The organism is Acinetobacter sp. UBA1496 (assembly GCF_002324975.1).
GTDB classification, from domain to species: domain Bacteria; phylum Pseudomonadota; class Gammaproteobacteria; order Pseudomonadales; family Moraxellaceae; genus Acinetobacter; species Acinetobacter variabilis.
Genome location: NZ_DCRI01000044.1, coordinates 1 through 26,835, shown reverse-complemented (window position 1 = coordinate 26,835; position 26,835 = coordinate 1). Strand labels below are relative to the sequence as shown.

Below are 26,835 nucleotides of genomic sequence, written 5' to 3'. Positions count from 1 at the left end.
ATTCAAAAACTGTCTTTATTAATATTTTTAATTATATAATATAAAAATATATATTGTAAGTAGGATATGCTCATGCATGACTTTTTGGCAGCGTTTCTCGGTGGATTACTGCTTGGTCTTTCAGTGGTCGGCTATCTGTATGTCAATGGCCATATTGCGGGCGTGAGTGGTTTGGTTGGGCAAGTACTTAATCGAAAGACGATTTTCAAAACTCCTGCGGTCTGGTTTTTAGCAGGACTATTTATAGTTCCATTTATCTACGGCGTTTTGTTTCAGCCAGAAATTGAGCTGAATGCCAGCCCATGGATGATGGTCATTGCCGGTTTGCTGGTCGGTTTTGGTACACGTTTAGGCTCAGGTTGTACCAGTGGGCATGGCATCTGTGGGATTAGCCGTCTGTCAAATCGCTCCTTTGTTGCGACCGGGTCTTTTATGCTGGCGGGATTTATCACGGTTTATGTTGTTCGTCATCTGGTTGGAGCTATTTAAATGAAAAATCTATTCGCTTTTCTATTTGGTGGCCTGTTTTCAGTCGGCTTAATGCTCTCAGGCATGTCTAATCCTGAAAAAGTTCTGGATTTTCTGGATCTGTTTGGGGATTGGGATGCCAGCCTTGCCTTTGTCATGATGGGGGCTATTCTGGTGGCGTTTATTCCTTTCCAGAAAGCTAAACATAATCCAAATCCAACCACTTTATTTAATGAACCCATTGATTTACCAAAGCATCAAAAGATTGACCCTAAACTGCTGTCGGGTAGTTTATTATTTGGTATCGGTTGGGGAATTGCAGGCATTTGTCCGGCACCCAGTTTTACCCTGATTGGTTTGGGACATTATCAAGCCTTGTATTTTATGGCAGCTATGATGCTTGGGGTCTGGATTCACCGTAAATGGGCAGGAGTATAAATATGACACAGCAGTCACACGTCAAAGCATTTTTTGATAAAAATACCAATACTTTTAGTTATGTAGTGAGTGATCCTCAAACTGCCCAATGTGCCATTATTGATAGCGTGCTGGATTACGATGCTGCGTCTGCCACCACATCGACCGAGCATGCCGATCAGATGATTGCCTATGTAAAATCACAAGGTTTGACCGTGGAATGGATTCTGGAAACCCATGTTCATGCTGATCATCTGACAGCCGCCCCATATCTGAAACAGCAATTAGGCGGCAAGATTGCAATCAGTAAGAAAATTTCGCTGGTGCAGGAAACTTTTGCCGAGATTTATCATCTGGACATGAAACAGATCAATGCGCATCAGCCTTTTGACTATCTGTTTGAAGATGGTGAGCATTTCAAGATTGGCGAACTGGAAGTTTATAATATTCCTACGCCAGGCCATACACCTGCCTGTTTAAGCTATGTGATTGGTGATGCCGTCTTTGTAGGGGATACACTGTTTATGCCTGACTATGGCACGGCTCGTTGTGATTTTCCAAATGGCAGTGCCTCGGTTTTATATGATTCTGTTCACAAGCTATTTCAACTCCCGGAAAGTACCCGGGTATTTTTATGTCATGACTATTTGCCAGAGTCACGTCATGAATATCAATGTGAAACGACGATTCAGCAGCAAAAACAGCAAAACGTTCATATCCGTGAAGGGATTAGCAAATCTGAATTTGTACAGATGCGAGAGCAGCGTGATGCGGGTCTAAGTATGCCTAGACTGATTTTGCCTGCGATCCAGATCAATATGAATGGAGGACAGTTTCCAATGCCAGAAAACAATGGTATGTCTTATTTGAAGCTGCCGCTAAATTATTTTAAGAAGTGATCAATTTATCAGGAACAAAATATTAATCTTTAAATTAAGCGCTTATAAAGTTTGCGAATTTTAATATTCCACCCTATGCTATTTGGGTTAACTCATTTTTATATTTTCAGGGTGCATCGTGCTCAGACAGTTCTTTAAACAGATCTGGTTTGTGATGCTTATGGTCTTCGCCGTAGGCTGGAGCGGCATGTCTGTTGCTTCAGTAAAAACGATGCATCTGGAATCATCAGCCAAGCAGATGAGTTCCCATTGTCAGGAAATGGCAAAAATAGAGAAGTTACATAGCCAGCATCAAGCTATGCATGGTTCTGCTCATGATATGAGTCAGGACATGGATTGCCACTCCGACTTAAACGAGCACAAAGATGACTGTCCGGATTGTATTTATAGCTCTTGCCATAACCTGAGTAGCTGGATCGATGTAGAAATTTCAAAGTTAACTCTCCCTGAGATTCATGCCTTAGAAACTACTTTTATTTCTAATTATCAAGCCAAGCACCTTGCCGGGTATTGGCAGGAAATACTGCGCCCACCTAAAGCTTAATCCTCGTTATTTATATTTTAATAAATCAAGGATTAAGTTATGTCGATTAAAATTAGTCAAAGCCTGTTATTGGGCTTAAGTTTAGTGATTTCGTCTTCATTATTTGCTGCTGTAAAAGAATATCAGCTGGTTATTGAAGAAGGTCCAGTCAATCTCACCGGTAAAACGGTACAACGTATTACAGTGAATGGAAAATTTCCTGCACCTTTACTGGAATTTGAGGAAGGTGATGAGGCGATTATTCGCGTCAAAAACAAGCTAAAGAATAAAGAAAGCTCTCTGCATTGGCATGGTTTATTGCTACCCGGTCTGATGGATGGTGTCCCGGGTTTTAACGGGTTTCAGGGCATTGCACCTAATCAGGAATTTGTATATCGCTTTAAAATTCGTCAGAGTGGAACCTACTGGTATCATGCCCATTCCAAGGGTCAGGAACAGGACGGTCTTTATGGCGCCTTTGTGATCTATCCCAAAAACCAGGCGGAAGTTCCTGCACATGAGCAGACCGAACGTGATTATGTGGTCATGCTTTCAGAATTTCATGAGCAGTCCGGCCAGCAGATCATGAATAATTTAAAAAAATCTGCCGAGTATTATCAAAATCAGCGTGAAACTCTGGGCGATGTTTTTCAGCAAATCAAACGGGAAGGGCTTAAAGCCACCTGGAATGATCGCAAAATGTGGAATCAGATGCGCATGCTGAAAACCGATCTGTCTGATGTAACCGGCTATACCTTTTTAGTGAATGGAAAAACGCCTGAACAGAACTGGATGGCACAGTTTAAACCGAATGAAAAAGTGCGACTGCGTTTTATCAATGCCTCTGCCATGTCATTTTTCGATGTGCGTATTCCACAGTTAAAAATGACAGTCGTCAGTGCAGACGGGCAGCCTGTCAAACCTGTAGTTGTCGATGAATTCCGCATTGGTGCCGCAGAAACCTATGATGTGATTGTGGAGCCCACTGCGGAACACTATCAGATTGAAGCTGAATCGATTGACCGTTCTGGTTTGGCGATTGGCAGCTTACAGAATGAGTTAAAGCCAGTTCATCATGCCATACACAAACCTATATCCCGTCCTCGTGCCTTATTGACCATGGAAGATATGGGGCATGGCAACATGCAGGGTGAAGAACACGAGCAGATGAATCATCAGAATCATGCTAGTCATGACATAAATGTCAAAAAAGATACTGAACATACGATGATGGGGTATAAGCAGCATGTATCAGCCAAAGTGATCGAGCAAGGGGAAGATAATCATGCCGAGCATTCAGATACTTCATCCGCTTTAGATTATGTGAATCACACAAATATGACCTGGCATGAGCAACATGAAGAAGATGCCAAAACTTCTACGCAGCAACCGGTTTACGGCTGGGCTAATGCCTCTACACCGGTAGGGCATAAAGCTTTGCAATATAGCGATCTAAAATCTTTGACCCCGCAAAAAGATATTCGCGAAGCAGAAAGCGAATTAGTGATTCGTTTAGGCGGTACCATGGAACGGTATATCTGGACCATGAACGGCAAAAAATTTAATGAAGCAGAGCCGCTCAAAGTGAAATTTGGGGAACGGATCAGGCTGAAATTTATCAATGACAGTATGATGGCGCATCCGATGCATTTACATGGCATGTTCATGCAGCTCGAAAATGGCCAGTCTGCAATAGATATGCCGAATAAACATACAGTGATTGTCCCACCTGGAAAAACCGTTACGACTTTGCTGACTGCAGATGAACTAGGTGAATGGGCGATTCATTGTCATCTGCTGTATCACATGACTGCCGGCATGATGAATAAACTGATTGTAGCAAATGTTCAGGAAAATGGCGTTTCGACTCAGGATACTGTGCAGGAAAATCATTCCAATCATCACATGACAAAACCAGTAGAAAAACAAGGAGATGCTCATGCGCACCATTAATCTTTGTTTGAAACCTGTTTTGGCTAGTGTATTGGCGTTGGGAAATATTGCTGTTTTTGCTGAAGAAAGTTCTCAACAGCATGCTGATCATTCGATGCATCATCAACAATCACTCCAATCGTCAGAGCATCATTTAACTTCAGTAGCACCGGAAGTTGCTGAAAATTTAATTCCAGATTCAGCTTCAACCTATTCCAATGAGCATGATCATCGCAAGGAACATGGAGGGCAAATTTATACGTGGGTCAAACTGGACAATACATGGATCAAAAATTCAGAAGGTGAGGGAGGTTTACAGTCTGAGAATGAGCTTCGGATTGGCACGGATGAAAATAAACTGTTCATTAAACTCAAAGCTGACAAACAAGAATCCAGAACAACAGAATATGCAGTCCAAGCTCTGTATAGCCGGAATATTTCAGATTTCTGGGATGCTCAGGCGGGTCTTCGCTATCGTCAGGAAAGTTTGGGGCAGCCTAATGCTGGGCAAGATAGTGAACATGTAGATGCAGTGTTTGGATTCCATGGACTGGCGCCGTATTTCTTTGAAACCAATACACATCTGTATCTTGGTGAAGATGATTTTATCGGGCTTGAATTGGAAACAGAACGTGATCTGCTACTCACACAAAAACTGATTTTGCAGCCTTATTTTGAAGTTGACCTCATTCTGAAGGATAAAGCAGCCAATGCCAAAAAGACTGGAATAAGTCATGCGGCATTCGGTCTGGAAACTCGTTATGAAATCAATAAAAAGATCATGCCTTATCTTGATATTGCTTATGAGTATTCCAAGGGTAATGAGCAAACCTCATGGCAGGACGCATCTGATTCTGAACAGGGCTGGCGTTATGGAATCGGTTTAAGAATGATGTTCTAAACAGATATGTATATAAGCTAATATTTATGAGGCGGAAAAATCATTTTCTCGCCTCATATACTCAGTTATATCTTATTCTTAAGGTCTTTATAAACTTTTAAATTTTTCTTTGTTTTAAATTATTCATCTTCAGAATAAATATAAATACGATTGGACTTATAAAAACCCAAAGTGCCATAAAGCTAATACTATTACTGAATTGAGTTCGTAAAAGGGACAATACCAATAGTAAAAGACTGCCTGAGATCAATTTAACGATGACCGGATAACTCACAAGAAAAGAATATCGAGATTGTCTGGTTTTTAAAATCTGTTTTTCACTCACTGCATAAAAACCAAAACAGGCCATCCAGATCAGTCCTACTATTGCCATCCATATCATGAAGAAGACTCCTGCTGTGCAGTTTTAAGCTTGGCCTGAATTTTATGAACAGCTTTTTGCTGGATAGGTGTAATTTTCTGATGTAGGAAGTAAGCGAGAAGTGCCAATATCCAGAGCATCAGATCGATACGCAAAAACAGCCAATAGTTTGCAAAAGAATCCAGATAATGCTGAGACCATAAATAATATAGGTCGATGAATGGAAGCATAAAAGCGGCACAGATGAGAATTTTAAGCTGCGTTTTCCATAAATGCTGTTGTGGCGTTAAACAGGCCAAGATAAAACTACTCAGCCAAATACCAAAGAAGATATAGATTTCATAATTTGTTGTGCATACAGGAATGTGAACTAAACGGTTTGCATAAAGATAAGCCAGCATGGCAATAGGTAAACCAATTATCATGGTGATATTCAGACGATTCACCAGATAATATCCAAAGTGAAAACGATCCGATTTTTTCTGCATCTGCCGTTTCAGGCTCCAGAGCAATAATCCGGAAGCGATCATGGCACAGCCTAATATGCCTGAGAAAAATAGGGCTAAACGTAAAACAGGTTCAGCAAAACGTGCCATGTGCAAACCATATACTCCGGCATTCAGGGTAGCAATTGCACTGTCATTACGAGTGTTTTCAAGCAATTTGCCCGTCGTCGCATTTAATACGAGTTGTGCCTGATTGCGGGTAATAGAATGATCTTTCAATTCGGTTAAGGTAATCTTTGCCAGCTGGGTATTCGGCTGCTTCACGGTAATATTGTCAAATTCTGATTTCCCCCAGTGCTGCTGCGCCGTAGTGATAAAATGTTGAATCGGTAACATCTCCGTTTTAATGGGCACAGCAGAGGGAGCAAGCACATTTTTGGTTCGGATTTCTTCAAAATATTGAAATGGATTTTCTGGATATAGCTGCTTCATGCCAGAAGGCAAAACAATATAAAAGAAAATAGCCAGTCCAGTAAAAGTCATAGTTAAAAAGAACGGTAGCGCAATGACGGAACTGACATTATGAAAATCCAGATAGGAACGTTGTCCTTTAAAAGCTCTCAGAGTAAAGAAGTCGGTCAGAATTTTTTTATGAGTAATGATTCCGGAAATCAGGGTCATCAACATGATGAATGCAGCAATGGTGACAATCAGACGGCCAATGGTATAAGGTACGCCATATAGCTGAAAATGAAAGTTATAGAAAAAATCTCCGCCCTGTGTAGCCGAAAGCGTTAATTCCTTACCTGTCATAGCATCCAAGGTTTTAAGTTGATAAGCACCCTCTGCAGTTTGCCAATAAATTTTATTAACCGGTAAATCCTGATTCGCTACCCCGATATACCAGTTCTGTGCATCAGGTGCATGTTGCTGTAAATAGCTATAAGCAGTTTTTAAAGCAATTTCCTGGTTAACCTGCATCGTGGCAAATTGTGGCTGCATCCACATTGTAATTTCATGGCGATAATAAGTGATCGCACCTGTTGAAAAGATCGCGAAGAGGAGCCAGCCAAAACTTAAACCTAGCCATGAATGTAGCCATGCCATAGATTGACGGACAGATTTATGCATGGTTTAACCTATGAAGCGGGAAATGACAAATAAAACAATGAGAGGAATCAGGCTATAGACTGAAAGTGTTTTAAGACTTTGGATACAGAAGATTCCAATCACAAAACAGACATAAAAAATGAGGGCAATAAAGGCAGCCAGATAAACCGATTCAGCTTTAGGTAAACTCGCCTGTAAAAAATAGGCCAGATCGAGAGCAATCAGATAACTACATAAATAACCAATACCAAAGCTCATGCCTAATCGATACAGGATAGCAAGTGGCTGAAGGGTAGGAATCATGGAAAGGCCTTTATATGAATCTGTATAAATAAATATTGAGGTAACTTAATGCACGAAGCTTAAAGTAGTGACCAGGTACTGTTTCTTATACACTTGCTGATTCAATTTTCCTGTCTTGTCTACTTCTTGACTCACCTCTAGTACATATTGACCCTTCCATGGCGTAGCAATATTAATTTGGCCATGCTTGTCGGTCGTATAGTTTTTAAGCCAGTGCTGTGGGGAATAGACAGTCACTTTGACATCCGCAGCGGGTTTACCCTGATACAGTACCGTAAATGTATTGCTGTTGATCTGGGTTGGGACAATATCCAGTTCGGACTCTGCTTTCAAGTTTTGTCTGCCGGATTTGGCATGATAGCTGAGTAAGGATTCCCCATAGATCAGTTCATGATGGAGCTCTACATCTGCTTGATCCTTTGTAGAGTAGACCAGATGATCCTGGTGTAGTTGGGGACTAAATTGTTTTTTAGTCTGAATCGCTTTTGCTTGGCTGAATGCCTTTAAGGCACCTTCTTGAGTCTCTTTGAGCTGTTCACTATATTCACCAAAGAATGCATGTGTTTTTGCATCTGAAGCACGTTCTAGCCAAAGCATATGGGCCTGAGTAGAAAGGGCCATTGACAGTCCAATTGTCAAAGTAATGATTTTTTTCATGAATTCTACCTGATGATTGTTTACATATAAGAAAATGAGCTCCGAATATTCTTTCAAAGCTCAAGCGAAAAATTAATATTTGAATTTTACGGCCACACTGTAATTTGCCGGTGCACCATAGAAGCCTTGCTGATTCGGGAAATTAAATAAGTATTTTTCATTGGTCAGATTATTCCCGTTGGCCTGCAAAGTAATGTGATCATTGAGTTCATAACTGGCCATCAGATTCACAAGCGCATATGCATCCTGTTTGATAATGCCTGCTTGTTGGGTAACAACACCCTCTGTAGCAGCTTCAGGAACTTCTAGATAAGTTTTATCCTGCCATTGCACACCAAGGCCCAGTTTCAGTTTTGGAAGTTGTGGCACCTGATAGGTGGTTAAAAGATTAAAAGATTGGGTTGGATTGAAGGTACGCGCATCACCGCCATTGATCAGATCTTTCAGGCTAAACTGGGTATAACCAAAGCTTAAGTTAAAATGGTCGGTCAGTTGTCCCGCCAAGCCAAACTCGTAGCCTTGGGAACGCAGGTCACTGACCTGAGTTGTGCGTAAAGTCGGGATACCATCAGAATCACGAAGCGGATAATTACTTTGCTCGGTTCTGAACACAGCCATGCTGGCGGTAAGCTTGTCATCTAGCCAAGAACCTTTGACTCCGACTTCATAGCTTTCACCTTCGATCGGTTTGTTAATGCTGCCATCATCTGCTTTGGTGGTTTGCGGACGAAAAATCGAGGTATAACTCAGATAGCCTGTATATTCAGGGCTAAAATTATAGGTCAGACCGGCATAGGGTAAAACTTTATCTTCATCATAAACAGTATCTTTTCCATAACTACTGCCACTGCTTTCAGCCTGAACGTAGTTCACACCTAAAAGCAGTTTCAGATCATCATTCAGATGCAGTCGAGTCGCAGCATAAAGGCTCTGGTTCTTCTGCCGGATATGCATTTCACCCCTGGTTTTCGACATATCCCAGCTTGGTTCTTCGGGTGTAAAGCTGGCTAAATCTGTGGTCAGCGGATTGACAAAGCTGCCAGCATAACCCAATTCATCCAGACGATTTTTGGCCCAGACATAGCCCAATGAGGCTTCATGGCGTTGTCCCCAAAGCGGATAGGTGCCGCTAAAACTCAGGCTGGCTTGTTGTTCTTTATTGTCATCAATATACATGCCTGGATATAAGAAAATACCTGAAGTACCGTCAGCACCAGGTTTACCGGACAGGAATAAAAGTTTTGAATCCCGGTCAGTCCGTTTTTCCTCATAACTCAGTTTAGCTTTCCAATCAGCACCAAGTTGTTGTTCGATCTCGGCAAAATAGTTTTTAATATTACTGTCCCAGTAGGCCCAGTCCGGACTGTAATTATAATTTCTTGAATAGCTTAACTGTTCACCTTCAGTATTGATTAAAGGATTGGAACCCCAATTGACACCATTTGGATTATGATTCGTTTCGGTATAACCAGCAGTTATTAAGGTCGAATCAGTCAGGTCAGCCTCAACAACTGCACCAATGCCATTTTTTTCGAGTTCATAGTGATCCAGATAACTATCACCTGTCTGCTGATAGCCAAATACTCGGCCTCTGATTTTTCCATCCTGTGTCAGGGGAGAGGAAACATCTGCTTCATAACGTTGGGTATTCCATGAACCATAACTGGTATTAAACGCGGCTTGAAGCTCCTGAGTAGGGCGTTTTCGAATCATATTAATGGTAGCGCCCGGATCGCCAATACCATTATTTAAGGCATTTGCACCTTTAACGATCTCAATACGGTCAAATAAAAAGCTGTCTGGATTGTCATTATTGTAGTTATAGCCTTCAAGCGGAATCCCAACGCCGTCTACCAATACGTTTGAGATTTCAAAACCACGTGATAGATAGGAAGTTCGTTCGGTCTCCTGGTTACTTACAGTGATCCCCGGTGAGTTACGGAGTACATCACGGGTATTATCCAGTGCAAAGTCATCTAATTGTTGACGCGTCACTACATTCACTGTTTGTGGCGTTTCCTTAAGAGGAATATTTAGTTTAGAAGCTGTTGCAGAATTTTGAATAATATAGCTTTTAGTCTGTTCAGAGCTTTCTGTTGTTTGTGCTGCATCAGTGACTATCGTGATGGTAGGAAGCTGCTGACTATTTTCTGCAAAACTTTGCTGGGTCATCAAAATAGCAAAACTGAGCAAAGATAGCTTGAAAGTTGGATGATTGGTATAAAACATTTTAATGAATGTAAATGATAATAATTATCGCTAATGTTATTGATTAGATATTTTTAAATCAATCTAAATACAATAGGAAATTTAAATTAAAAATTACTGATTGATAGAGGAATACTTTGCAGTTAAAGCAGATTAAAAGAAGGGATTAAGATTTTGCTTAAAATAAAAACGATTCATTTTAGTAAAATAATATTTAAATTATTGATTTAATATTAATTTTAAATTTATAAAGTATATTTGCTAAATATTTTTCATGTATAGAATGCGATTAATGCTCAAATATAAAAAGAAAAATGAAATAAAAAAAGCCATCACATTGATGGCTTTTTATAAATGGTATTGATCAATAAGTTTTATAAGGCAAGAACTTGCCAGACAATACGACATTGACGCGGTCGCCATTCGGATTTTCTTCGCGTTGAATATCCATACTAAAATCAATCGCGCTCATAATACCGTCACCAAATTCTTCATGAATCAGTTCTTTAATGGTAGAACCATATACATTCACCACTTCATACCAACGATAAATTAAAGGATCGGTCGGTACACTGGTTGGCAGGGAACCTTTATATGGCACGATCTGTAGCCATGCAACGGCTTCATCACTTAAGCCAAAAATCTGACCAATCTTTTCTGCTTGCTCTTTATTAAACGCCATCTGACCTAAACATGCAGCGGTTACCCATTCTTTAGAAAGACCAATCTCTTTGGCAACATCTGACCACTTAATTGACTTTAAAACTTTCGCTGAAATGATCATGTCAGTTACTTGTTGACGATGGGTAATCATAATCCTCTCCAAATTATTCTCAAATGAATGTATGCAGAACGGATAATGCAGATATCATGCCAACAGCATTCTAGAGTTCATGCTAAATAGAAAATGAATATTTAAGCGATTATTAATTTTTTGTGGCACAGCTTTTGCTTCTGTTTCGATATACATGGCAACGACGCCATTCACCATTACCTGTTCTAATATTCAAGGCAACGGCGCCTAAGGTCTTCAGTGATCTTAGGCGTCTTTTTTTCGAAAAACAGGTCCGTATATTGAAAAAGAGGGCGACAACATGGCATATCTTGCTCCTGCGGAGTTTGCAAAAAAAGTAGTAGATGCGGGTGAATCCAAGCTTCATATGGCAACCCGTGATGTTCTGATTCGTGCCTTTATGGCAGGTGCGATTTTGGCCTTGGCAGCCGTATTTGCAATCACGATTGCAGTGCAAACTGGTGTGCCACTGATTGGCGCATTACTGTTTCCTGTTGGCTTCTGCATGTTGTATTTATTGGGCTATGACTTGCTGACTGGGGTATTTGTATTGACACCGCTGGCATGGCTGGATAAACGTCCTGGCGTTACCTGGGCACGCATTTTAAAAAACTGGGGGCTGGTATTTTTAGGTAACTTTACTGGGTGTTTAGTCGTTGCAGTCCTGATGGCTGTGGTTTATACCATGGGCTTTGCAACTGATCCGAATCCAGTTGGTGAAAAAATTTCTCATATCGGTGAAGACCGGACCTTGGGTTATGCGGCTTATGGTTTCTCAGGTTGGATGACTATTTTTATTCGCGGCATGCTGTGTAACTGGATGGTGTCTTTAGGTGTGATTGGCGCAATGATGTCAACTACGGTGAGTGGCAAGTTCATCGCAATGTGGATGCCAGTGATGCTGTTCTTTGCCATGGGCTTTGAACATTCAGTGGTAAACATGTTCCTGTTCCCATTTGCCATGATGATGGGTGGTGACTTCTCGATTGCAGATTATTTCCTGTGGAATGAATTACCGGTTGCTTTAGGTAATCTGGTCGGTGGTTTAGCCTTAACAGGTCTGGCACTTTACACCACACATGTACGTACTGGCGCGAAAAAAGAATTCTAATAATGAATCATTTTTAAAGGGATCAATATGATCCCTTTTTTGAGTTTTCAATATGAAAAAAACATTAAAAGTCGCTATTGGACAATATTCTACGGCTGGTATTAAAGATCAGAATCAGGATTTTTATGGCATCTTTTTACCAGAAGGTCATGTACTGAAGCAAAAAGGTATAGCTTGTGCGATTGCCGACGGGATCGGTAGTAGCAATGTCAGTCACATTGCCGCAGAAACAGCTGTTAGCAGTTTTCTCTCTGATTATTATTCGACTTCGGATGCCTGGAGCACTCAGACTTCAGCAGCACGGGTGATTCGTGCCACTAATTCATGGTTATATGCACAAACTCAACAAAGTCAGGGACGTTTCGATAAAGATCGGGGCTATGTCTGTACCTTATCCGCACTTATTTTAAAGCAGCATCAGGCGCATATTTTTCACGTCGGTGATAGTCGTATTTATCGAATCCGAGATGGTGAAATTGAATTATTAACCCATGATCATCGCGTCTGTCTGTCTTCGACAGAACATTATCTCAGTCGTGCCTTAGGCGTGGATTATCGTATTGATATTGATTATCAAAGCCTTGAACTAAAAGAAAAAGATGTCTTTCTACTCATGACTGATGGGGTTTATAAGTTTGTTACAGACCAACAATTATTAGATTTCACCTTAGCAGCAGATCACTTAAATCAACTTGCCAAATTCCTGGTTGAACAGGCTTTAAAACAGGGCAGTGATGATAATTTAAGTCTTCAAGTGCTCCGTATTGAGCAGTTGCCTGAACCAGATCAGTTTTATATGCACCAGGATTATGTCTTTCCACCCCAACTCAGCAAGGGTGAAGCATTTGAAGGCTATGTCATTGACAAAATCCTGCACCAAAATCACCGCAGTTGCCTGTATTTGGCACACGATCATGATCGGCAACCGCTAGTGATTAAAACTCTGGCAGTAGATTTACAACAAGATGAACAGGCTGTTGAACAGTTTCAACTTGAAGACTGGGTTTCAAAGCGTCTTAAGCACGAAAATCTGCTGCAATGTTATAGGCATCAATCAGAGAAAAAATATTTATTCCAGAGTTATGAATATTTGCAGGGAGAAACCTTAGATCGCTGGCTGCATCAACAGAAAAAGCCTTTGCAGATGGAAGATATTCTCCCTATTTTGCAGCAAACAGCATTGGCCTTAAATGCAATGCACCGACTGGAAATGTTGCATCAAGATGTACGTCCTGAAAATATCATGGTCTTAAACGTTGATAATACACTTAAAGTCAAACTGATTGATTATGGTTCAACTGCTGTACGAGGTTTAGTCGAAATTAATCCTAAACATGTGAATCGGCCACTTGGTACCTTGGCATTTATGGCACCTGAATATTTCATTGAACATTCACCATCCGTGCAGTCTGATCAATTTTCTTTGGCGGCAATGGCTTATTATTTACTGACTAAACAGCTTCCTTATGGTACAGATTTGGCTCGTTGTAATACGCTGAAGCAGCTGAAGAAAGTTCAATATCATTCCATTCAAAAATATCGGCCAGATTTACCACTTTGGTTAGACCAGATTCTAAAAAAGGCTCTGAGTATCGAGCCAATGTATCGTTATGAGGCATTGACTGAATTGATTCATGATCTGGAACACCCATCCAAGGAATTATTAAAATCCAAAGCCTCTACCATTATTGAACGTGATCCTTTACGTTTCTGGCAAATCAGTTGTGCTGTATTAGGACTTTTACTTTTATTAAGTATTGCATGGCCATTTGTTTAAAGGTTGGAGTGAATATAAGTAAAAAATTAGACCGTGTTCTATGCTTTGGACAGCTTGCGTCACTAGTATATTTATGGCAATCAATCCACAACCAGAAACTACAAGAACTATATCATTACAACTTCAACCACCTTTTAAAATGGGAGAGACAAAAACAAAAAGCAAGGAACTACCATGGCGGTTCAATTTCTCCTATCAGCCTTAAGTACCGTAATCATATTGGCATTTACCGGCTGTACAGTTTCATCCAAAACACCTGCAACAGATAGTTATGGCTCCCAGCCGTCTTTACCTGAACCAAAATCAAGACTGTTTCCGGTCGTCAACATTGCCCCTGCAAAAGGTTGGCCTGAAGGTGTCATGCCGACGCCAGCACCAGGTTTAAAAGTGCAAGCATTCGCACAAGGCCTTCAACACCCGCGCTGGTTATATGTATTGCCGAATGGAGATGTACTCGTAGCTGAAACTGATGCTCCACCTAAGCCTGAAGACAGTAAAGGGATTAAAGGTAAAATCATGAAAATGGTGATGAGAAGAGCAGGATCATCCTATCCAAGCGCCAACCGTATTAGCCTGCTGCGTGACAGTAATCAAGACGGCATTGCTGACCAGAAAACGGTATTTCTGCAAAATTTAAACTCGCCGTTTGGAATGACCTTAGTGGGTAATATGCTTTATGTCGCAAATACAGATGCTTTAGTGCGATTCTCTTATCAGCCAGGTATGACCCAGATCAAAGAAAAAGGAACTAATGTATTAGACTTGCCTGCAGGCCCTTTAAATCATCACTGGACGAAAAATGTTATTGCCAATCCTGCAGGCACGAAGCTCTACATTACGGTAGGCTCCAATAGTAATGTGGCTGAAAATGGCATAGCTCAGGAAGAAGGACGCGCCCTGATCATGGAATTGGACCTTTCTACAGGTCAAGCCCGGCCGTTTGCTACAGGCCTGCGTAATCCCAATGGCATGGACTGGCAGCCTCAGAGTGGAGCCTTATGGACTGTAGTGAATGAGCGCGATGAGCTGGGTAATGATCTGGTTCCTGATTATATGACTTCGGTTAAAGATGGTGCTTTTTATGGCTGGCCTTATAGTTATTATGGCCAGCATGTAGATACACGAGTAAAACCACAAAAGCCTGAACTGGTCGCACAGGCAATTAAGCCAGATTATGCATTGGGGAATCATACTGCCTCTTTGGGACTAACATTTTATAAAGCCAATTTAATGCCACAATATCGTGATGGAGCACTTATTGGCCAGCATGGTTCTTGGAACAGGAAACCTCATAGCGGTTATAAAGTTATTTTTGTGCCATTTCAAAATGGTCAGCCTTCTGGGCAGCCTCAAGATATTCTGACCGGATTTTTAAGCAAAAATGGAGATGCATTTGGCCGACCTGTGGGTGTGGCTACAGATGCCCAAGGCGCAATATTAGTTGCTGATGATGTAGGGAACGTAATTTGGCGAGTATCCGAATCAATAAAAAATTAAATAGATGCAAATAAAATAAAAGCCTTATAGTCTCTCCCAAAACTATAAGGCTTAGCGGCTGTAGTCTCTACTTTTATCACTTATCATCCCAGTAAGTTCGCTGTCTTTCGACTTTATTATCGTTGTAATGCGATTATTATCAGCTTTCCTTGCTGACTCTTTATGTGAAACATAATGTCAAAAATTGAGGAATCAGGATATAGAGTATTTACTCCAATCTATGTAAGCCAAAACTTACAAAAAATAATATATTTATACAAAAGTTAACATTATGTGAATATTCTTATATTTTACAAAGGCTTTTGAAGATAAAAATCAGTCAATAGTAGTGTATAAATAACTACTTTCCAGTTATAAACAGCATTAAAATTAAAAGATATGATTTAAAAATCATCTTTTGCTTCAGGTTTGGCAGCTAGGGTTCCAGGTTATAGAAGATATTTATGAACACTTTAACGAAGGTAATTGATGGATCTGATTTCTCTGCCATATATGTGGTCGGGGATCTGCATGGTTGTTACAGCTTGCTCATGCAAGAACTGGAGAAAGTTCATTTTAATTTTGAGAAAGATCTACTGATTTGTACCGGAGATCTGGTCGATCGTGGTAATGAAAATCTAGAATGTGTTTCATTGGTTAATCAACCCTGGTTTTATTGCGTTCGCGGTAATCATGAGGAAATGTGTATTAAGGGCCGTGACGATGCATGGATTCAAGATATGCATGCACAGAATGGCGGTGAGTGGTTCTATCTTTTATTAACCGAAAAACAGGATGAACTCAGTGAAATTTTTTCGGCACTTCCTTTGGCCATTGAACTAAACCTAAAACATAAAAAGATTGGCATTTTGCACGCAGATATTGCGCTAAATGACTGGAATGTATTTAAAAAGAAAATTGCAAAAGGTGAAAGTAGAATTCCACGCTTAACTTCAGCATATACCAATGCACTTTGGGGTAGAGGGAGAATTCGCAATCATTCTTATCGCTATGGAACCGTTAAAAATATCGATGAGATCTATCTGGGTCATACGATTGTAAAAGAACATATCCAAATTGATAATTGCTACTATATCGATGTCGGTTCTTCTTATACGCAGAAGTTGTGTGTTGTTAAAATAAAAGATGCAAACTAGGTACTATTGCTAGGAACCAGCTGTAAAAATATATCAATAACTTCTGCCTTTAAAATTAACTTGATAGCTCATTTTTACAAAAGTCGATCTACATTAATGTTTGAATGAGAAACTGTATTTTGTCCTATTTAATTTTAAGTAAGTATTCATACAAATAATTCGGCTATAGTGAATTTATCTCATCTTTGTTTTACGGCATCTGCGGTATGTAGCGTGACCGATACGCCACAGACATTGCTGGTCTGTATGAATCAGTCATCTCGATCACATGTGCATTTTATTGAGAACAAAATTTTGTCAGTGAACGTCTTAGGTCTACAGCACGAACAGATTTCCAATGCATTCGCATCCAGCAAATTCAGTTCTGAACGAAGATTTCAATTAGGTTCTGGGACACCGCTAAAAACAGGTTCACCTGTATTAGACGATGCATTAGTGAATTTCGACTGTGAAATCGAGAATATCCAACAAGTGGGGACACATAGTATCTTTATGTGTCGAGTGGTTGCTATTCAACGGAGCGAACAGAATCAGAGCCTGGTGTATTTTAATCGTACTTACCATTCGGTTGGACAATTAGAATTTGCTTGAATATAAATGAAAAAAATGACAATAAGATAATGTGGATTTTCTCATTTTTAAGATTTGTATCGAATTTAACAAATCAAAAGCAATCGGTATTCATCCTCATTTTCAACTGGAGCCCGATGTACACATGGTAGAGCCTGTTGGGTGGGATGATCTACTGCCAATCGCCAAAGATGGCCTTGACCTAAATTGACAGGTTTGGCATCAGGCTTAGGTTGATAATGCAGATTAAAGAAATACTCTTCCAGAAAATTTTCAAATCCGGCTTCTGGGCCATCATATAATTCTTTCAGCTTTGCCCTGATTTCTGGAATCAGAATCTTTTGTTCCACCTGATCATTGGGCAAGATATCGCTTGCAGCGCCATGATAGGTACATAAGAAAGTATCTGTTTCAATCGGTGAGCGATCGACATGAAATGAATAGACATCTGTAGTAATAAAATCAAGCTCATTATCCCGTTCATAGCATTTGAGCAGATTGAGTGAAGGGGAAGCGCCGTAGTCAGTTAGTCGCTGTATATCTTCTAAGATAATCTTTCTTGCCAGATGACCGCTTTCTGACAGCTGGAGTGTCATCAGATCATCAATTGAAACTTCAGTTATATTTTCCTGTAAATGAAGCTTATTCACGATCTCGGCAAAATCACCTACTAAATTTCTAGACCAGCAAATCGCATTTATCTCACCCTTAAAATGCGAATTAACAAGTTCAGAAAAGTTTGAAACTACACGAATTTGTTTATTGCCTGAAAATTGATTATGCATGCTTAAATGAAATGGCTTTTGAACTATGCCCAATATTACCCTTAGATTCCTCACAATGGCATAAAGCAAAAGATATCAGCTGCTTTTATCGACATTTTTATTTTGACTATTTTTAAGGTGTTGCCTCATAACGTTATGACCCATAAAAAAAAGAGATTTTAAAACCTAAAATCTCTTTCCTTTCACAGCATCTTAATTTTCAGCTTGTGCTTTGGCTGCAATATTACTTTTATAGATAAAAAATAGTGCAACGGCTAATAGAGCAATTGCTGCTAGTCTGGAGCCATCTAAATGAATCACCGGATTATTCAACCAACCGAAATGGTCGATAAGCAGACTCATTAATAACTGTCCACTAATGACGGCGACAGTGGTGGCAGCAGCGCCGAGTCTAGGCATGGCAAATACAATCGTGAGCATATAGGCTACGCCAAAAAATGCGCCTGTTAATTGCCATCTTGGGGCTGTGAATAAATTCAATGCATGGTTTGGTTCAAGAAAGAAAGCGATTAGAAAACTGATCAGCGCACCTAGGACAAATGTCAGCCAAGAACTTTCTAATACGCCTACTTTAGCACCTAGACGACCATTAATTGAAGATTGAGCACATAAAACTGCTCCGCCAAAAATAACGACCAATAACATTATATAAATCATGGAGAAGCTTCCTTATTGAATAAGCCATAATGCAGCTAAAATAGCCACCAGCGCGCCAATACGATATTTATCTACAGCACGTTTATGACTACCTAACAAACCCCAGTGATCAATAATAAGACTGGTCGCAACCTGGCCAAAAAGGATGCCCACCATGGTGAGGCCAACGCCAATATGAGGTGTTGCTATAGTTAAAGCTACTACATATATAGGGCCTAATATGCCACCAGTCAGTTGCCACCGTGGCTGCTTGAACATGAGAGAAAGTTTTGGACGGCTAAAGATCAGTCCGAAGGTTAAGAGCAGTGAGCCGATCGCGAAAATTCCCAAGGTTGCCCAGAAATGGCCAATTTCTTCCCCGAGTGGACCCAGTAAACCCGCTTCAACAGATAACCCCATACCTGCAAGAACGACTAATGGGAAAATCCACAACTGTTTCATATATGCTTTCCAAAGGAAGAAAGCACCGAATTATATTCTCTTATCTAAAAGCTACAATTCCGTAATTTTTCAAAACATAATTGCTATTATGACAATAATAAAATGATTAAATTAAATTCAGGGATAGATCAGGTATGCAACTCAATGCATTACGCTATTTTGTGATGGTAGCAACCACAGGTAGTTTTTCAGCCACCGCAAAGCATTTTCAGGTTCCATCTTCCTCAGTATCTCGTTTTATTTCCAAACTTGAACAGGAAATTGGACAGCAACTTTTTTATCGTAATACACGCTCTGTCCGGCTGACTGACATAGGAGAAAAGTACTTTGTGCAAATTAAGGAAGTGCTTGATACGCTAGATCTGGCCAATGAAGAAATTTCTGGTAAAAACGCGATCAGAGGGTTGATTCGTATCAATACGGCGGTGGCACTAGGGAGACTACATATATCACGCATAGTGAATAAACTGCATGATAGCTTTCCAGATCTTTCAGTCGAGCTGATCTTGACGGATACTTTTATTGATCCTGTACAAGAAGGCGTAGACATTGCCATACGGATTGGCTCATTACAGGATTCAGCATTAATTGCACGCAAGGTCTGTGATCAAAAATATGTACTGTGTGCAAGTCCTGCATATCTTGAAAAACATGGAACTCCACATTCCCCATACGAGATTCAGAATCATCAGTGTCTGGTGTATAAGGGCGTTTCCGGAAGCCAACGATGGTATTTCCGTCAGCAAGAGCATGACACTCCGCTTTTAATTGAGCCACAAGGGCCTTTAAGAAGTAATAATGCAGAAGTCTTGGTAGATGCGGCATTGGAAGGACGGGGGATTGTATTATTTCCAACCTGGATTTTTACGGAAGACTATTTCAAAACACATAAACTGGTTCAACTCCTTCCTGACTGGATCAGTACAGTGGAACCTTATTCTATAGGGATTCATCTGGTTTCTCCTGAAAACAGAATTCGTTCGCAAAAGGTTAGAACTGTGCTTGATTTTATTTTAAAAGAAATTGGAGATCCGCCGTACTGGGATAATATTCTTGAGCTATAAAGATTTTATGATTCAATTATAGGAAGCTTAATGGGCTTCTTAGTTATTCCTTTTTTGATCAAGAAGGTTTCTAAGGCAGAACTAAGATTAAAAGCATAAAATGGGGGAATTTATACGGTTTCAAATTTCTAACTTAAGATTTTATCTACGCATTGCAATTGCAAAATTCTTAACTTTCCTTAAATGTATCTGCATTATTGCTATAAATCCAAAATTAAAATAAAAAAGCCTATCTCATTCGAAATAGGCTTTTTTACCTCTGAGGAATCTTCTCGCCATTTAATTCAGTAAGAATGCTATGACTTAAAGTCTAATAATCATATTATGAGAATATGAATAGTTTTTCAAACATAATTTAAATTTTATTTGGTTAAATTATTACAAATGTCACTTGTGCTTGCAGGATGGTGGAGGAACTTATTTTCAATAATCTGTGCTTTCTCCTGAAGAATTTGTACTAATTTGTCCAGATTTACGAAATCAAATCTATTTTTTGAAGCTAATAAAGTAAGCGCTAAAGGTGGTTCTTTAAGAGAGAATTTAACTGGTACAGACAAACCGGCAACTTGAGGATCAAGTTCACCACTAGAATAATAATAACCCTGTTTTTTAATCTTTCTCATTTGTTCCAGAAAAGCGGTTTCATTCTGCACAAATCCCACTTCTTCAAATGCATCTGCATAACGTTGATAATAATCAAGCAAAGCTTGCTTCGGTAAATGTGCCATGATGACTTTTGACGATGAGCCTACATAGACAGGACGTGGACAACCGCGTCCGAATGAAAGCAGATGTGCATTTTTAAAGACTTCGTCATGTAAGTCGATACAAGAATCATAATTGAGATGAGTCAATATACAAGAGAACTCAGTCCGTTCGACGATTTCCTGCATAAAGGGAATGCTGATCTGTACCAAAGGATCAGTTTTTCTTGAAATATAATCCAGAACAGCAATTTTTGAACCCAAGGTGTAGTCACCGGATGTGCCACTGATTCGCTGTAAAAGTTCAGCCGATACCAATTCTTTTAAATAGCGATAACTGGTAGGTTTGGAGAGGTTTAATTCTTCACTGATGATATCTACATTAATCACTGAACGTGATAATGAAAATAGATCGAGAACCGTAAGAATTTTTCCAAAACTTGCTTGCGCCATAAAAAACCTGAAATGCTGACCATTGAAAAAGATGATGACTCACTTTAGCTTAAAAGAGGGTAGTAGAGGCAATTATTTATCTTAAATTCTCGAATCATGAGGATATAGGAAGAAAAGAGATAAATATTCAGCATAACGCCCTATGCAATGATAAAAAAATCATACTTATTCTCATATAGAGATATTTTTATTGACAATAAAGCGTTTATTTGAAAAAATTAATCACATAAATATCCAATGATGAATAATTAAGCAAAGTGTTGTCTTTTGCTTTTTATATTTTCATCAGACAGTTTCAGTTTAATCAGCTGAATATTCTAATTTTATAGCCTTTCAACAAGTAAAAATTTTGTCACTGAGCTCTTTGGGCTTGGTGGGCAGGTTATTTACTTTAGAAAATAAAATAAGCTCTTAGAGAGAAACCATGCTGCTTATAAAATCTTTACTCGCATTTCGTCCAAATAAAATGGACTGGATTTTTGCGACTAAAACGTTTGTGGCTGGTATTTTGGCGCTCTACGTTGCATTGATTTTGGATCTTGCTTATCCGATTTGGGCTATTGGCACAGTTTTCGTTATTGCCAATCCTTATACGGGTATGACCGCTTCAAAAAGTATCTATCGTGTACTAGGTACTTTATTAGGCGCAATTGTAGCAGTTGCAGTTACTCCATGGCTAATCAATACACCGTGGTTGTTTACGCTGTTTTTATCCTGCTGGGTTGGCCTCTGCTTATATTTCTCTCTGCTTGATCGTACACCGCGCAGTTATATACTGATGCTGGCTGGATATACGACTGTCATTATCTGCTTCAATATAATTTACTTTATTGATACTGCTTCATTATTTGATATGGCAGTAGGACGCTTTCTGGAAATTACAATTGGCGTCGTTTGCAGTGCGATTGTGACAACGACGATATTTCCAATGCATATTGGCCCCGCAGTGAAAAGTCGTGTCAGTAAAACCTTAGTGGATACTCAGCAGATTTTTAATAAAATTCTATTAGAACCACGTCAAGACCAGAACTATACAAAAGCTTTAAGCCAATTAGCTGCAGATATTGCAGATATTCATGTCATGGCTGTGCATTTAAGCTATGAAAAGTCGGCTCTACAGGGAATGACCAAACCACTGCAGGAAATGCTGAATCAGATCACAATGCTGGTGAGTAATTTGGTGGCAATGTCAGAACGCATGCAACAGTTAGACTTCATTGATACAGGATATCGCCAGCCATTAGCAGATTTACATTCCAAAATTAATAAATATCTAACTGATGAACATACATTAAAAGAGTCTGAACTGAATCAGCTTCCCACTGATTTTGAAAAAGATTTCCTGAAAATTTTTGAACATTCAAAAGATGATCAAATTGTGATATTGAAAAGCTTGAAAATGGATATCCGCCATTTCATTCAGAATATCCATGCAATTAAGTTGATCTGGCAGCGAATCCAACAAGGGGATACTGCACTGCCTGAAATGATTGTTCCACTTACTACAAACTATCCAACTCTGCATCGTGATCATGGCGTAGCAGTGCGGGGCGGGGTTTCTGCATGCCTCACTGTTTTTATTGCTACTGCCTTTTGGATCTTAAGCGGCTGGAAAGCTGGATTTATGCTGGCTGAAATGGCTGCAATTAGTGCATGTATATTAACGGCGCTGGATAATCCGGTGCCTGCATTAAAGCTGTTTATTCGTAGTAGCTTATATGCTTCGTTCGTGATCTTCATATATGCCTATGGAATTTTTCCAAATATTATACAGTTCTGGCAGTTAGCACTTGTACTTGCACCATTCTGCATATATTGCCTGATGCTTTTTTTGCATCCACCCTTGGTTGGAATTGGTTTGCCTTTGTTGATGGGTACGATCATGGGGCTGAATTTTCATAACCGTTATACCCTGGATCAAATTTCTTTCTTTGATGCAGCGATTGGTACAGTGATTGGGCCAATCATCGCTGTATTTATTATCCATATGATCCGTGCAATGTCTCCAGATATAACCGTACAGCGCATTTTGGCCATTCATAACCGAGCCATTCGTCAGGCACTGTATATTCCTTATGGGGTACGGTTCCGTATTCATTTACGTACGATGATTGACCGCATCGGGGTATTAAATACTAAAACAGTAGAATCTGAAGATCTAAAAAATAAAATCAATCAAGCACTCATTGAATCCAGCGCCGTCGTGGATCTGGCACGGTTACAAGAACTCATACTCAAGTTACCTGAACAGCAGCCTTTGACCCAGCAACTCGAAGATCTTCAAATACAGCTGGATGAATATTTTCGTGCCAAAGAAATTGGACAAAATTATGATGCTGCCTTCACACAGTTAATTAACAAAATACAGGCTTTGGAAGCAGATCTCATCATGCAGGAACATACAGATGTTGTAGAACGGCTGCATATTTCACTCAACAATATTCGTAGCAGCTTATGTCATATCAAGACACCGCCAAGATATGCAGGCGCAGGAGATTAATACATGGGAGAGCTGAATATCTATGGTGTGTATGTGCCGATTTTATTGATTCAGGCTGTGATTGCTTATGTTCTGCTTAGAATCTTGATGAAGTGGCTAGACAGACTAGTCGCAAATGACTGGATCATCATGCCAAATATTTTCTACTTATGTATTTACGTACTTTTGCTGGGCGCCGTCCATTGGGCAGGCTTATTACTATGAGGTCTGATATTAAAATGATTGAGGAAAACCGTATATGACATCTGTCAATTTACGCAAATATTTGCGGCCTGTACTTTTGACGGTAGTGGCTGTTCTCGCCATTTTAGTGATTCGACATATCTGGAATTATTATAATTCTGAGCCATGGACGAGGGACGGGCGTGTACGTGGTGATGTAATTCAGGTGTCATCAGATATTTCAGGCCTGGTCACAGAAGTCCTGGTGCAGGATAATCAGACCATCAAGAAAGGGCAGCCTTTATTTAAAATTGATGTTGAACGTCAAGAACTGGATGTTCAAGAAGCTCGTGCGGATCTTGCGAAAGCAAAAGCAGGTCTAGCGCAAGCTGAGGCTGAACTGGTGAATGCTAAAGCCAATGTCGTGAAATCCCAAGCAAATATTCATCTGGCAGACAAGAATGCAAGTCGTTATTCAAGCTTAATGGATGGTGCTATTTCAAAACAGGAACAGGATCAAATTTTTGCTGCACGAGATGAATCACATGCCGAGCATGAGCAGTCTTTAGCTGCAATCGAACAGGCCAAAGCGAATATCGAACAGCAAAAAGCATTAATACAAGTCGCCGAGAATAACCTCAATCTCGCGCAACTTAATTTACATCGTTCAGAAGTTGTTGCCCCGGCAAATGGGACATTATCAAATTTTGAATTAAAAGAAGGGAACTATGTCAAAGTTGGCCAAGCAGTTGCCGCATTACTAGATCGCAAGCAGCTCTATGTAGTGGGTTATTTTGAAGAAACCAAACTGGATAAAATTTACGTGGGAGCGCCAGCTACAATTCAGCTGATGGGTGATTCGCAAAAACTTAAGGGCCATGTGCAAGGTATTGCCTCGGGGATTGAAGATCGTGAGCGTACTGCTGGTTCAGGACTTTTAGCGAATGTGAATCCAACTTTTAGCTGGGTGCGTTTAGCCCAACGTGTCCCTGTTAAGATTATTCTGGATGAGTTACCAAAGAATGAACTTGCCTTCGTTGCAGGGCGAACAGCAACAGTACATATAGAAAAGCAAGAAAAATAAACTGACCTGTAATTCAATAACACAAGGTTCTTTACGAAAAGAGAACCTTGTCATGAATCCTGATTTAAAAGATCAAATAGCTATATAAAAACAGTAATAATAAGAAGTATGTAATTTGACCATTAAATTACCTTGTCATTACATTTTTATTGACCATTCGTTCAAATTTTTATATTTTCGTATGGATCTTTTTTAAGCAGGAGGAAATTTTTATTATGAATGATGTAAGGCTTTTATATGTAAGTAAGTTCAAAGATGAGAGATACTCTACTTCTGAACTTTATAATATTTTAACAGAAGCCTTAGAATTTAATGAGTTACACAAAATTTATGGCGCACTCTATTTTGGTAATAATTATTTTGTCCAGTGTCTAGAAGGTACTGAAGAAGATATGAAAGACCTTTTCTACAATCGAATAGTCAAAGATCCACGCCATAAGAACTGTGAAATTCTCTCTTATGAAATAATCGACTCATATCTTTTCTCCAGTTGGCACATGAAGTATGCCAATGTCCATAATGATTTCATTGAGTTCTTTATCAAGAATCATCATGATGGATTTAATCCTTATCTCCTGGAACCAGACACTATTCCTGCTTTTATAGAATTACTCAGACAGCACGAAGATGATTTATACAAAGCTCAGGTGATGGCTTAGTCAGATTAAGATGTAACATGTGATATGTTATTTTAAAGAAATTGTTATATTACATGTTATATTTATAATTTTAAGTTTTTGAAATTTATAAAATAATTAAATTTTCAGTTTAAAAAATAGAGATGGTTAACCATCTCTATTTCTAATGGATGTAAAATTCCGAGACAACTTAAATAAATTTCAGCACTTCAAGTCTCAGTATTTAAAATATTTCCTGATTACATATTTCTATTCTTGAAATAAAATCGAGAGGCATAGTTAGTCTTTCAGCAGTTATTGTTTCAAAATGAACCCAAATAGCTGCGTCTCTATTTTCAAAACTAATACTTACAAGCTTAACCAAGTCATAAGGTTCAACATTGTGAGTCAAGATAATATTATAAAAGTGATCTGAGCGTACGTAAGAGATAAGCATTTGATGAATAGCTACTTGTTCATCGCTACTTAGCTCACTATATTTACTTAGTTCAGGTAAATCATGTTGTCTGTTCACTTTAGTCCTTATCAATCTTCAAGTTTTTTATAGAGGACCAGAATTTTAACAATTTAGACAGGGCAGCATTTAGTTGTTTTGTATAAATAATTGAACTTTTTATGAATGATGCTGAACAACAATGCCAGCCAGATTAAAGCCCACACTATAATTAAAACTGTAACTATAAGAGCGTAGAAAACAATGTCTCAAGTAAAAATTTATGCTTTAAATGAAACAATCGAAGTATATTGAATAAAGCTATCCATCAAGCTTTAATCAAAGAGCTAAGTTATCTCGAGGAAAATATTTTTCAACGATTTATACCTTTAGAGTCTGAAATTTTATTTATCCAAAGGATCGATCTAGATTTTATATCATTATCGAGGTTTCAATGTTTGAAGGAAGAACGAAGAGACCAAAAGAGTATTTATTTAGGCTTTTATTAAAAATATAAGTCATTTATGTGGGATTAAATCTAATGATATTGAAATAACCATATTTGAAACTTTTAAAGAAAACTGGGGGGTATTCGAGGGAAAATTGCGGATGAGCTTCATCTAGGTTATGAGGCAAATATTTAAGTAATTTATATAAAGAAAACCTTAAGACTAATCTTAATATCCACGTTCAACACGAATAGGATGAAAAAGAGATATTAACTAATTGGTGAGTGCTGCATACAGAAATAGGCTATATGCATAATATTTTATTTAACATAATATACATTATACGAAATCAGTCT

The 26,835-nt window shown here is 39.2% G+C and carries 25 protein-coding genes and 2 pseudogenes; 17 read left to right on the top strand and 10 right to left on the bottom strand.

Annotation, left to right across the window (positions count from 1 at the left end; genetic code table 11):
- Positions 1 to 72 precede the first annotated feature (72 nt).
- From B3143_RS04765 to B3143_RS04740, 6 genes are all read left to right on the top strand, one after another.
- Positions 73 to 489: a YeeE/YedE family protein gene (locus B3143_RS04765; protein ID WP_004785742.1), complete on the top strand. Its 417-nt coding sequence runs from the start codon at positions 73 to 75 to the stop codon at positions 487 to 489.
- Positions 490 to 906: a DUF6691 family protein gene (locus tag B3143_RS04760; protein ID WP_004785743.1), complete on the top strand. Its 417-nt coding sequence runs from the start codon at positions 490 to 492 to the stop codon at positions 904 to 906. It begins immediately after the preceding gene.
- A 2-nt stretch (positions 907 to 908) separates the two neighbouring features.
- Entirely contained in the window at positions 909 to 1,784 is an 876-nt protein-coding gene (locus tag B3143_RS04755) for an MBL fold metallo-hydrolase (protein ID WP_261634844.1), read from the top strand.
- 118 nt (positions 1,785 to 1,902) lie between these two features.
- Positions 1,903 to 2,328 (top strand): hypothetical protein, encoded by a 426-nt coding sequence (locus tag B3143_RS04750; protein ID WP_004785747.1) that lies wholly within the window; start codon positions 1,903 to 1,905, stop codon positions 2,326 to 2,328.
- A gap of 39 nt (positions 2,329 to 2,367) precedes the next feature.
- Positions 2,368 to 4,260 carry a copper resistance system multicopper oxidase gene (locus tag B3143_RS04745; protein WP_004785749.1) on the top strand — a complete coding sequence of 631 codons (1,893 nt, stop codon included), beginning with the start codon at positions 2,368 to 2,370 and terminating at the stop codon, positions 4,258 to 4,260.
- Positions 4,247 to 5,140 (top strand): copper resistance protein B, encoded by an 894-nt coding sequence (locus B3143_RS04740; RefSeq protein WP_004785750.1) that lies wholly within the window; start codon positions 4,247 to 4,249, stop codon positions 5,138 to 5,140. The genes B3143_RS04745 and B3143_RS04740 overlap by 14 nt, the downstream gene beginning before the upstream one ends.
- Positions 5,141 to 5,518: 378 nt before the next feature.
- Here the strand turns inward: B3143_RS04740 and B3143_RS04735 are convergent, their stop codons facing one another.
- From B3143_RS04735 to cynS, 5 genes are all read right to left on the bottom strand, one after another.
- Positions 5,519 to 7,078 carry a PepSY-associated TM helix domain-containing protein gene (locus B3143_RS04735; RefSeq protein ID WP_286739701.1) on the bottom strand — a complete coding sequence of 520 codons (1,560 nt, stop codon included), beginning with the start codon at positions 7,076 to 7,078 and terminating at the stop codon, positions 5,519 to 5,521.
- 3 nt (positions 7,079 to 7,081) lie between these two features.
- The gene (locus tag B3143_RS04730) at positions 7,082 to 7,360 is read right to left on the bottom strand and encodes a hypothetical protein (RefSeq protein ID WP_004785757.1); all 279 of its coding nucleotides are present in this window, start codon (positions 7,358 to 7,360) and stop codon (positions 7,082 to 7,084) included.
- A gap of 45 nt (positions 7,361 to 7,405) precedes the next feature.
- The gene (locus B3143_RS04725; RefSeq protein WP_004785759.1) at positions 7,406 to 8,017 is read right to left on the bottom strand and encodes a DUF4198 domain-containing protein; all 612 of its coding nucleotides are present in this window, start codon (positions 8,015 to 8,017) and stop codon (positions 7,406 to 7,408) included.
- Positions 8,018 to 8,089: 72 nt separating this feature from the next.
- Positions 8,090 to 10,246, bottom strand: coding sequence for a TonB-dependent siderophore receptor (locus B3143_RS04720; protein ID WP_004785762.1), 2,157 nt, complete (start codon positions 10,244 to 10,246; stop codon positions 8,090 to 8,092).
- A gap of 343 nt (positions 10,247 to 10,589) precedes the next feature.
- The gene (gene cynS / locus B3143_RS04715; protein WP_004785763.1) at positions 10,590 to 11,039 is read right to left on the bottom strand and encodes a cyanase; all 450 of its coding nucleotides are present in this window, start codon (positions 11,037 to 11,039) and stop codon (positions 10,590 to 10,592) included.
- Positions 11,040 to 11,319: 280 nt separating this feature from the next.
- Between cynS and B3143_RS04710 the strand changes: the two genes are divergently transcribed.
- The 5 genes and pseudogenes from B3143_RS04710 to B3143_RS04690 all read left to right on the top strand — a co-directional run.
- Positions 11,320 to 12,129, top strand: coding sequence for a formate/nitrite transporter family protein (locus tag B3143_RS04710; RefSeq protein WP_004785766.1), 810 nt, complete (start codon positions 11,320 to 11,322; stop codon positions 12,127 to 12,129).
- Positions 12,130 to 12,181: 52 nt separating this feature from the next.
- On the top strand, positions 12,182 to 13,906 hold the full coding sequence (locus B3143_RS04705; protein ID WP_004785769.1) for a bifunctional protein-serine/threonine kinase/phosphatase: 1,725 nt from the start codon (positions 12,182 to 12,184) through the stop codon (positions 13,904 to 13,906).
- A 174-nt stretch (positions 13,907 to 14,080) separates the two neighbouring features.
- Entirely contained in the window at positions 14,081 to 15,403 is a 1,323-nt protein-coding gene (locus B3143_RS04700) for a PQQ-dependent sugar dehydrogenase (protein WP_286739698.1), read from the top strand.
- A 443-nt stretch (positions 15,404 to 15,846) separates the two neighbouring features.
- Positions 15,847 to 16,539, top strand: coding sequence for a metallophosphoesterase (locus B3143_RS04695; protein ID WP_004785773.1), 693 nt, complete (start codon positions 15,847 to 15,849; stop codon positions 16,537 to 16,539).
- A 189-nt stretch (positions 16,540 to 16,728) separates the two neighbouring features.
- A pseudogene (locus B3143_RS04690) lies at positions 16,729 to 17,130 on the top strand (flavin reductase family protein); the annotation flags it as partial.
- A gap of 65 nt (positions 17,131 to 17,195) precedes the next feature.
- On the opposite strand, the gene B3143_RS04685 reads toward B3143_RS04690, so the two are convergent.
- The 3 genes from B3143_RS04685 to B3143_RS04675 form a co-directional block, all read right to left on the bottom strand.
- Entirely contained in the window at positions 17,196 to 17,894 is a 699-nt protein-coding gene (locus B3143_RS04685) for a DUF1826 domain-containing protein (RefSeq protein ID WP_034590187.1), read from the bottom strand.
- A gap of 192 nt (positions 17,895 to 18,086) precedes the next feature.
- Positions 18,087 to 18,551: a DMT family transporter gene (locus tag B3143_RS04680; RefSeq protein ID WP_004785779.1), complete on the bottom strand. Its 465-nt coding sequence runs from the start codon at positions 18,549 to 18,551 to the stop codon at positions 18,087 to 18,089.
- Positions 18,552 to 18,563: 12 nt separating this feature from the next.
- Positions 18,564 to 18,992 (bottom strand): DMT family transporter, encoded by a 429-nt coding sequence (locus B3143_RS04675; protein WP_004785781.1) that lies wholly within the window; start codon positions 18,990 to 18,992, stop codon positions 18,564 to 18,566.
- A gap of 134 nt (positions 18,993 to 19,126) precedes the next feature.
- Here B3143_RS04675 and B3143_RS04670 point away from each other — a divergent pair, with 134 nt between their 5' ends.
- Entirely contained in the window at positions 19,127 to 20,056 is a 930-nt protein-coding gene (locus tag B3143_RS04670; RefSeq protein WP_004785782.1) for a LysR family transcriptional regulator, read from the top strand.
- Positions 20,057 to 20,418: 362 nt separating this feature from the next.
- Here the strand turns inward: B3143_RS04670 and B3143_RS04665 are convergent, their stop codons facing one another.
- Positions 20,419 to 21,213 carry an IclR family transcriptional regulator gene (locus tag B3143_RS04665; protein ID WP_004785785.1) on the bottom strand — a complete coding sequence of 265 codons (795 nt, stop codon included), beginning with the start codon at positions 21,211 to 21,213 and terminating at the stop codon, positions 20,419 to 20,421.
- A gap of 424 nt (positions 21,214 to 21,637) precedes the next feature.
- Here B3143_RS04665 and B3143_RS04660 point away from each other — a divergent pair, with 424 nt between their 5' ends.
- The 4 genes from B3143_RS04660 to B3143_RS04645 all read left to right on the top strand — a co-directional run bounded on the left by B3143_RS04660 (position 21,638) and on the right by B3143_RS04645 (position 25,618).
- Complete coding sequence (locus B3143_RS04660; RefSeq protein ID WP_004785786.1) at positions 21,638 to 23,713, top strand: FUSC family protein; 2,076 nt, start codon at positions 21,638 to 21,640, stop codon at positions 23,711 to 23,713.
- 3 nt (positions 23,714 to 23,716) lie between these two features.
- Positions 23,717 to 23,917, top strand: coding sequence for a DUF1656 domain-containing protein (locus tag B3143_RS04655; protein WP_004785788.1), 201 nt, complete (start codon positions 23,717 to 23,719; stop codon positions 23,915 to 23,917).
- 34 nt (positions 23,918 to 23,951) lie between these two features.
- Entirely contained in the window at positions 23,952 to 24,959 is a 1,008-nt protein-coding gene (locus B3143_RS04650; RefSeq protein ID WP_004785789.1) for an HlyD family secretion protein, read from the top strand.
- A gap of 215 nt (positions 24,960 to 25,174) precedes the next feature.
- The gene (locus tag B3143_RS04645; protein ID WP_286739697.1) at positions 25,175 to 25,618 is read left to right on the top strand and encodes a BLUF domain-containing protein; all 444 of its coding nucleotides are present in this window, start codon (positions 25,175 to 25,177) and stop codon (positions 25,616 to 25,618) included.
- Positions 25,619 to 25,820: 202 nt separating this feature from the next.
- On the opposite strand, the gene B3143_RS04640 is transcribed toward B3143_RS04645, so the two are convergent.
- Positions 25,821 to 26,111 (bottom strand): hypothetical protein, encoded by a 291-nt coding sequence (locus B3143_RS04640; protein ID WP_004785797.1) that lies wholly within the window; start codon positions 26,109 to 26,111, stop codon positions 25,821 to 25,823.
- Between the two features lie 183 nt (positions 26,112 to 26,294).
- On the opposite strand from B3143_RS04640, the pseudogene B3143_RS04635 reads away from it, so the two are divergent.
- Positions 26,295 to 26,674: pseudogene (locus B3143_RS04635) on the top strand (tautomerase family protein).
- The last annotated feature ends 161 nt before the right edge of the window (positions 26,675 to 26,835 follow it).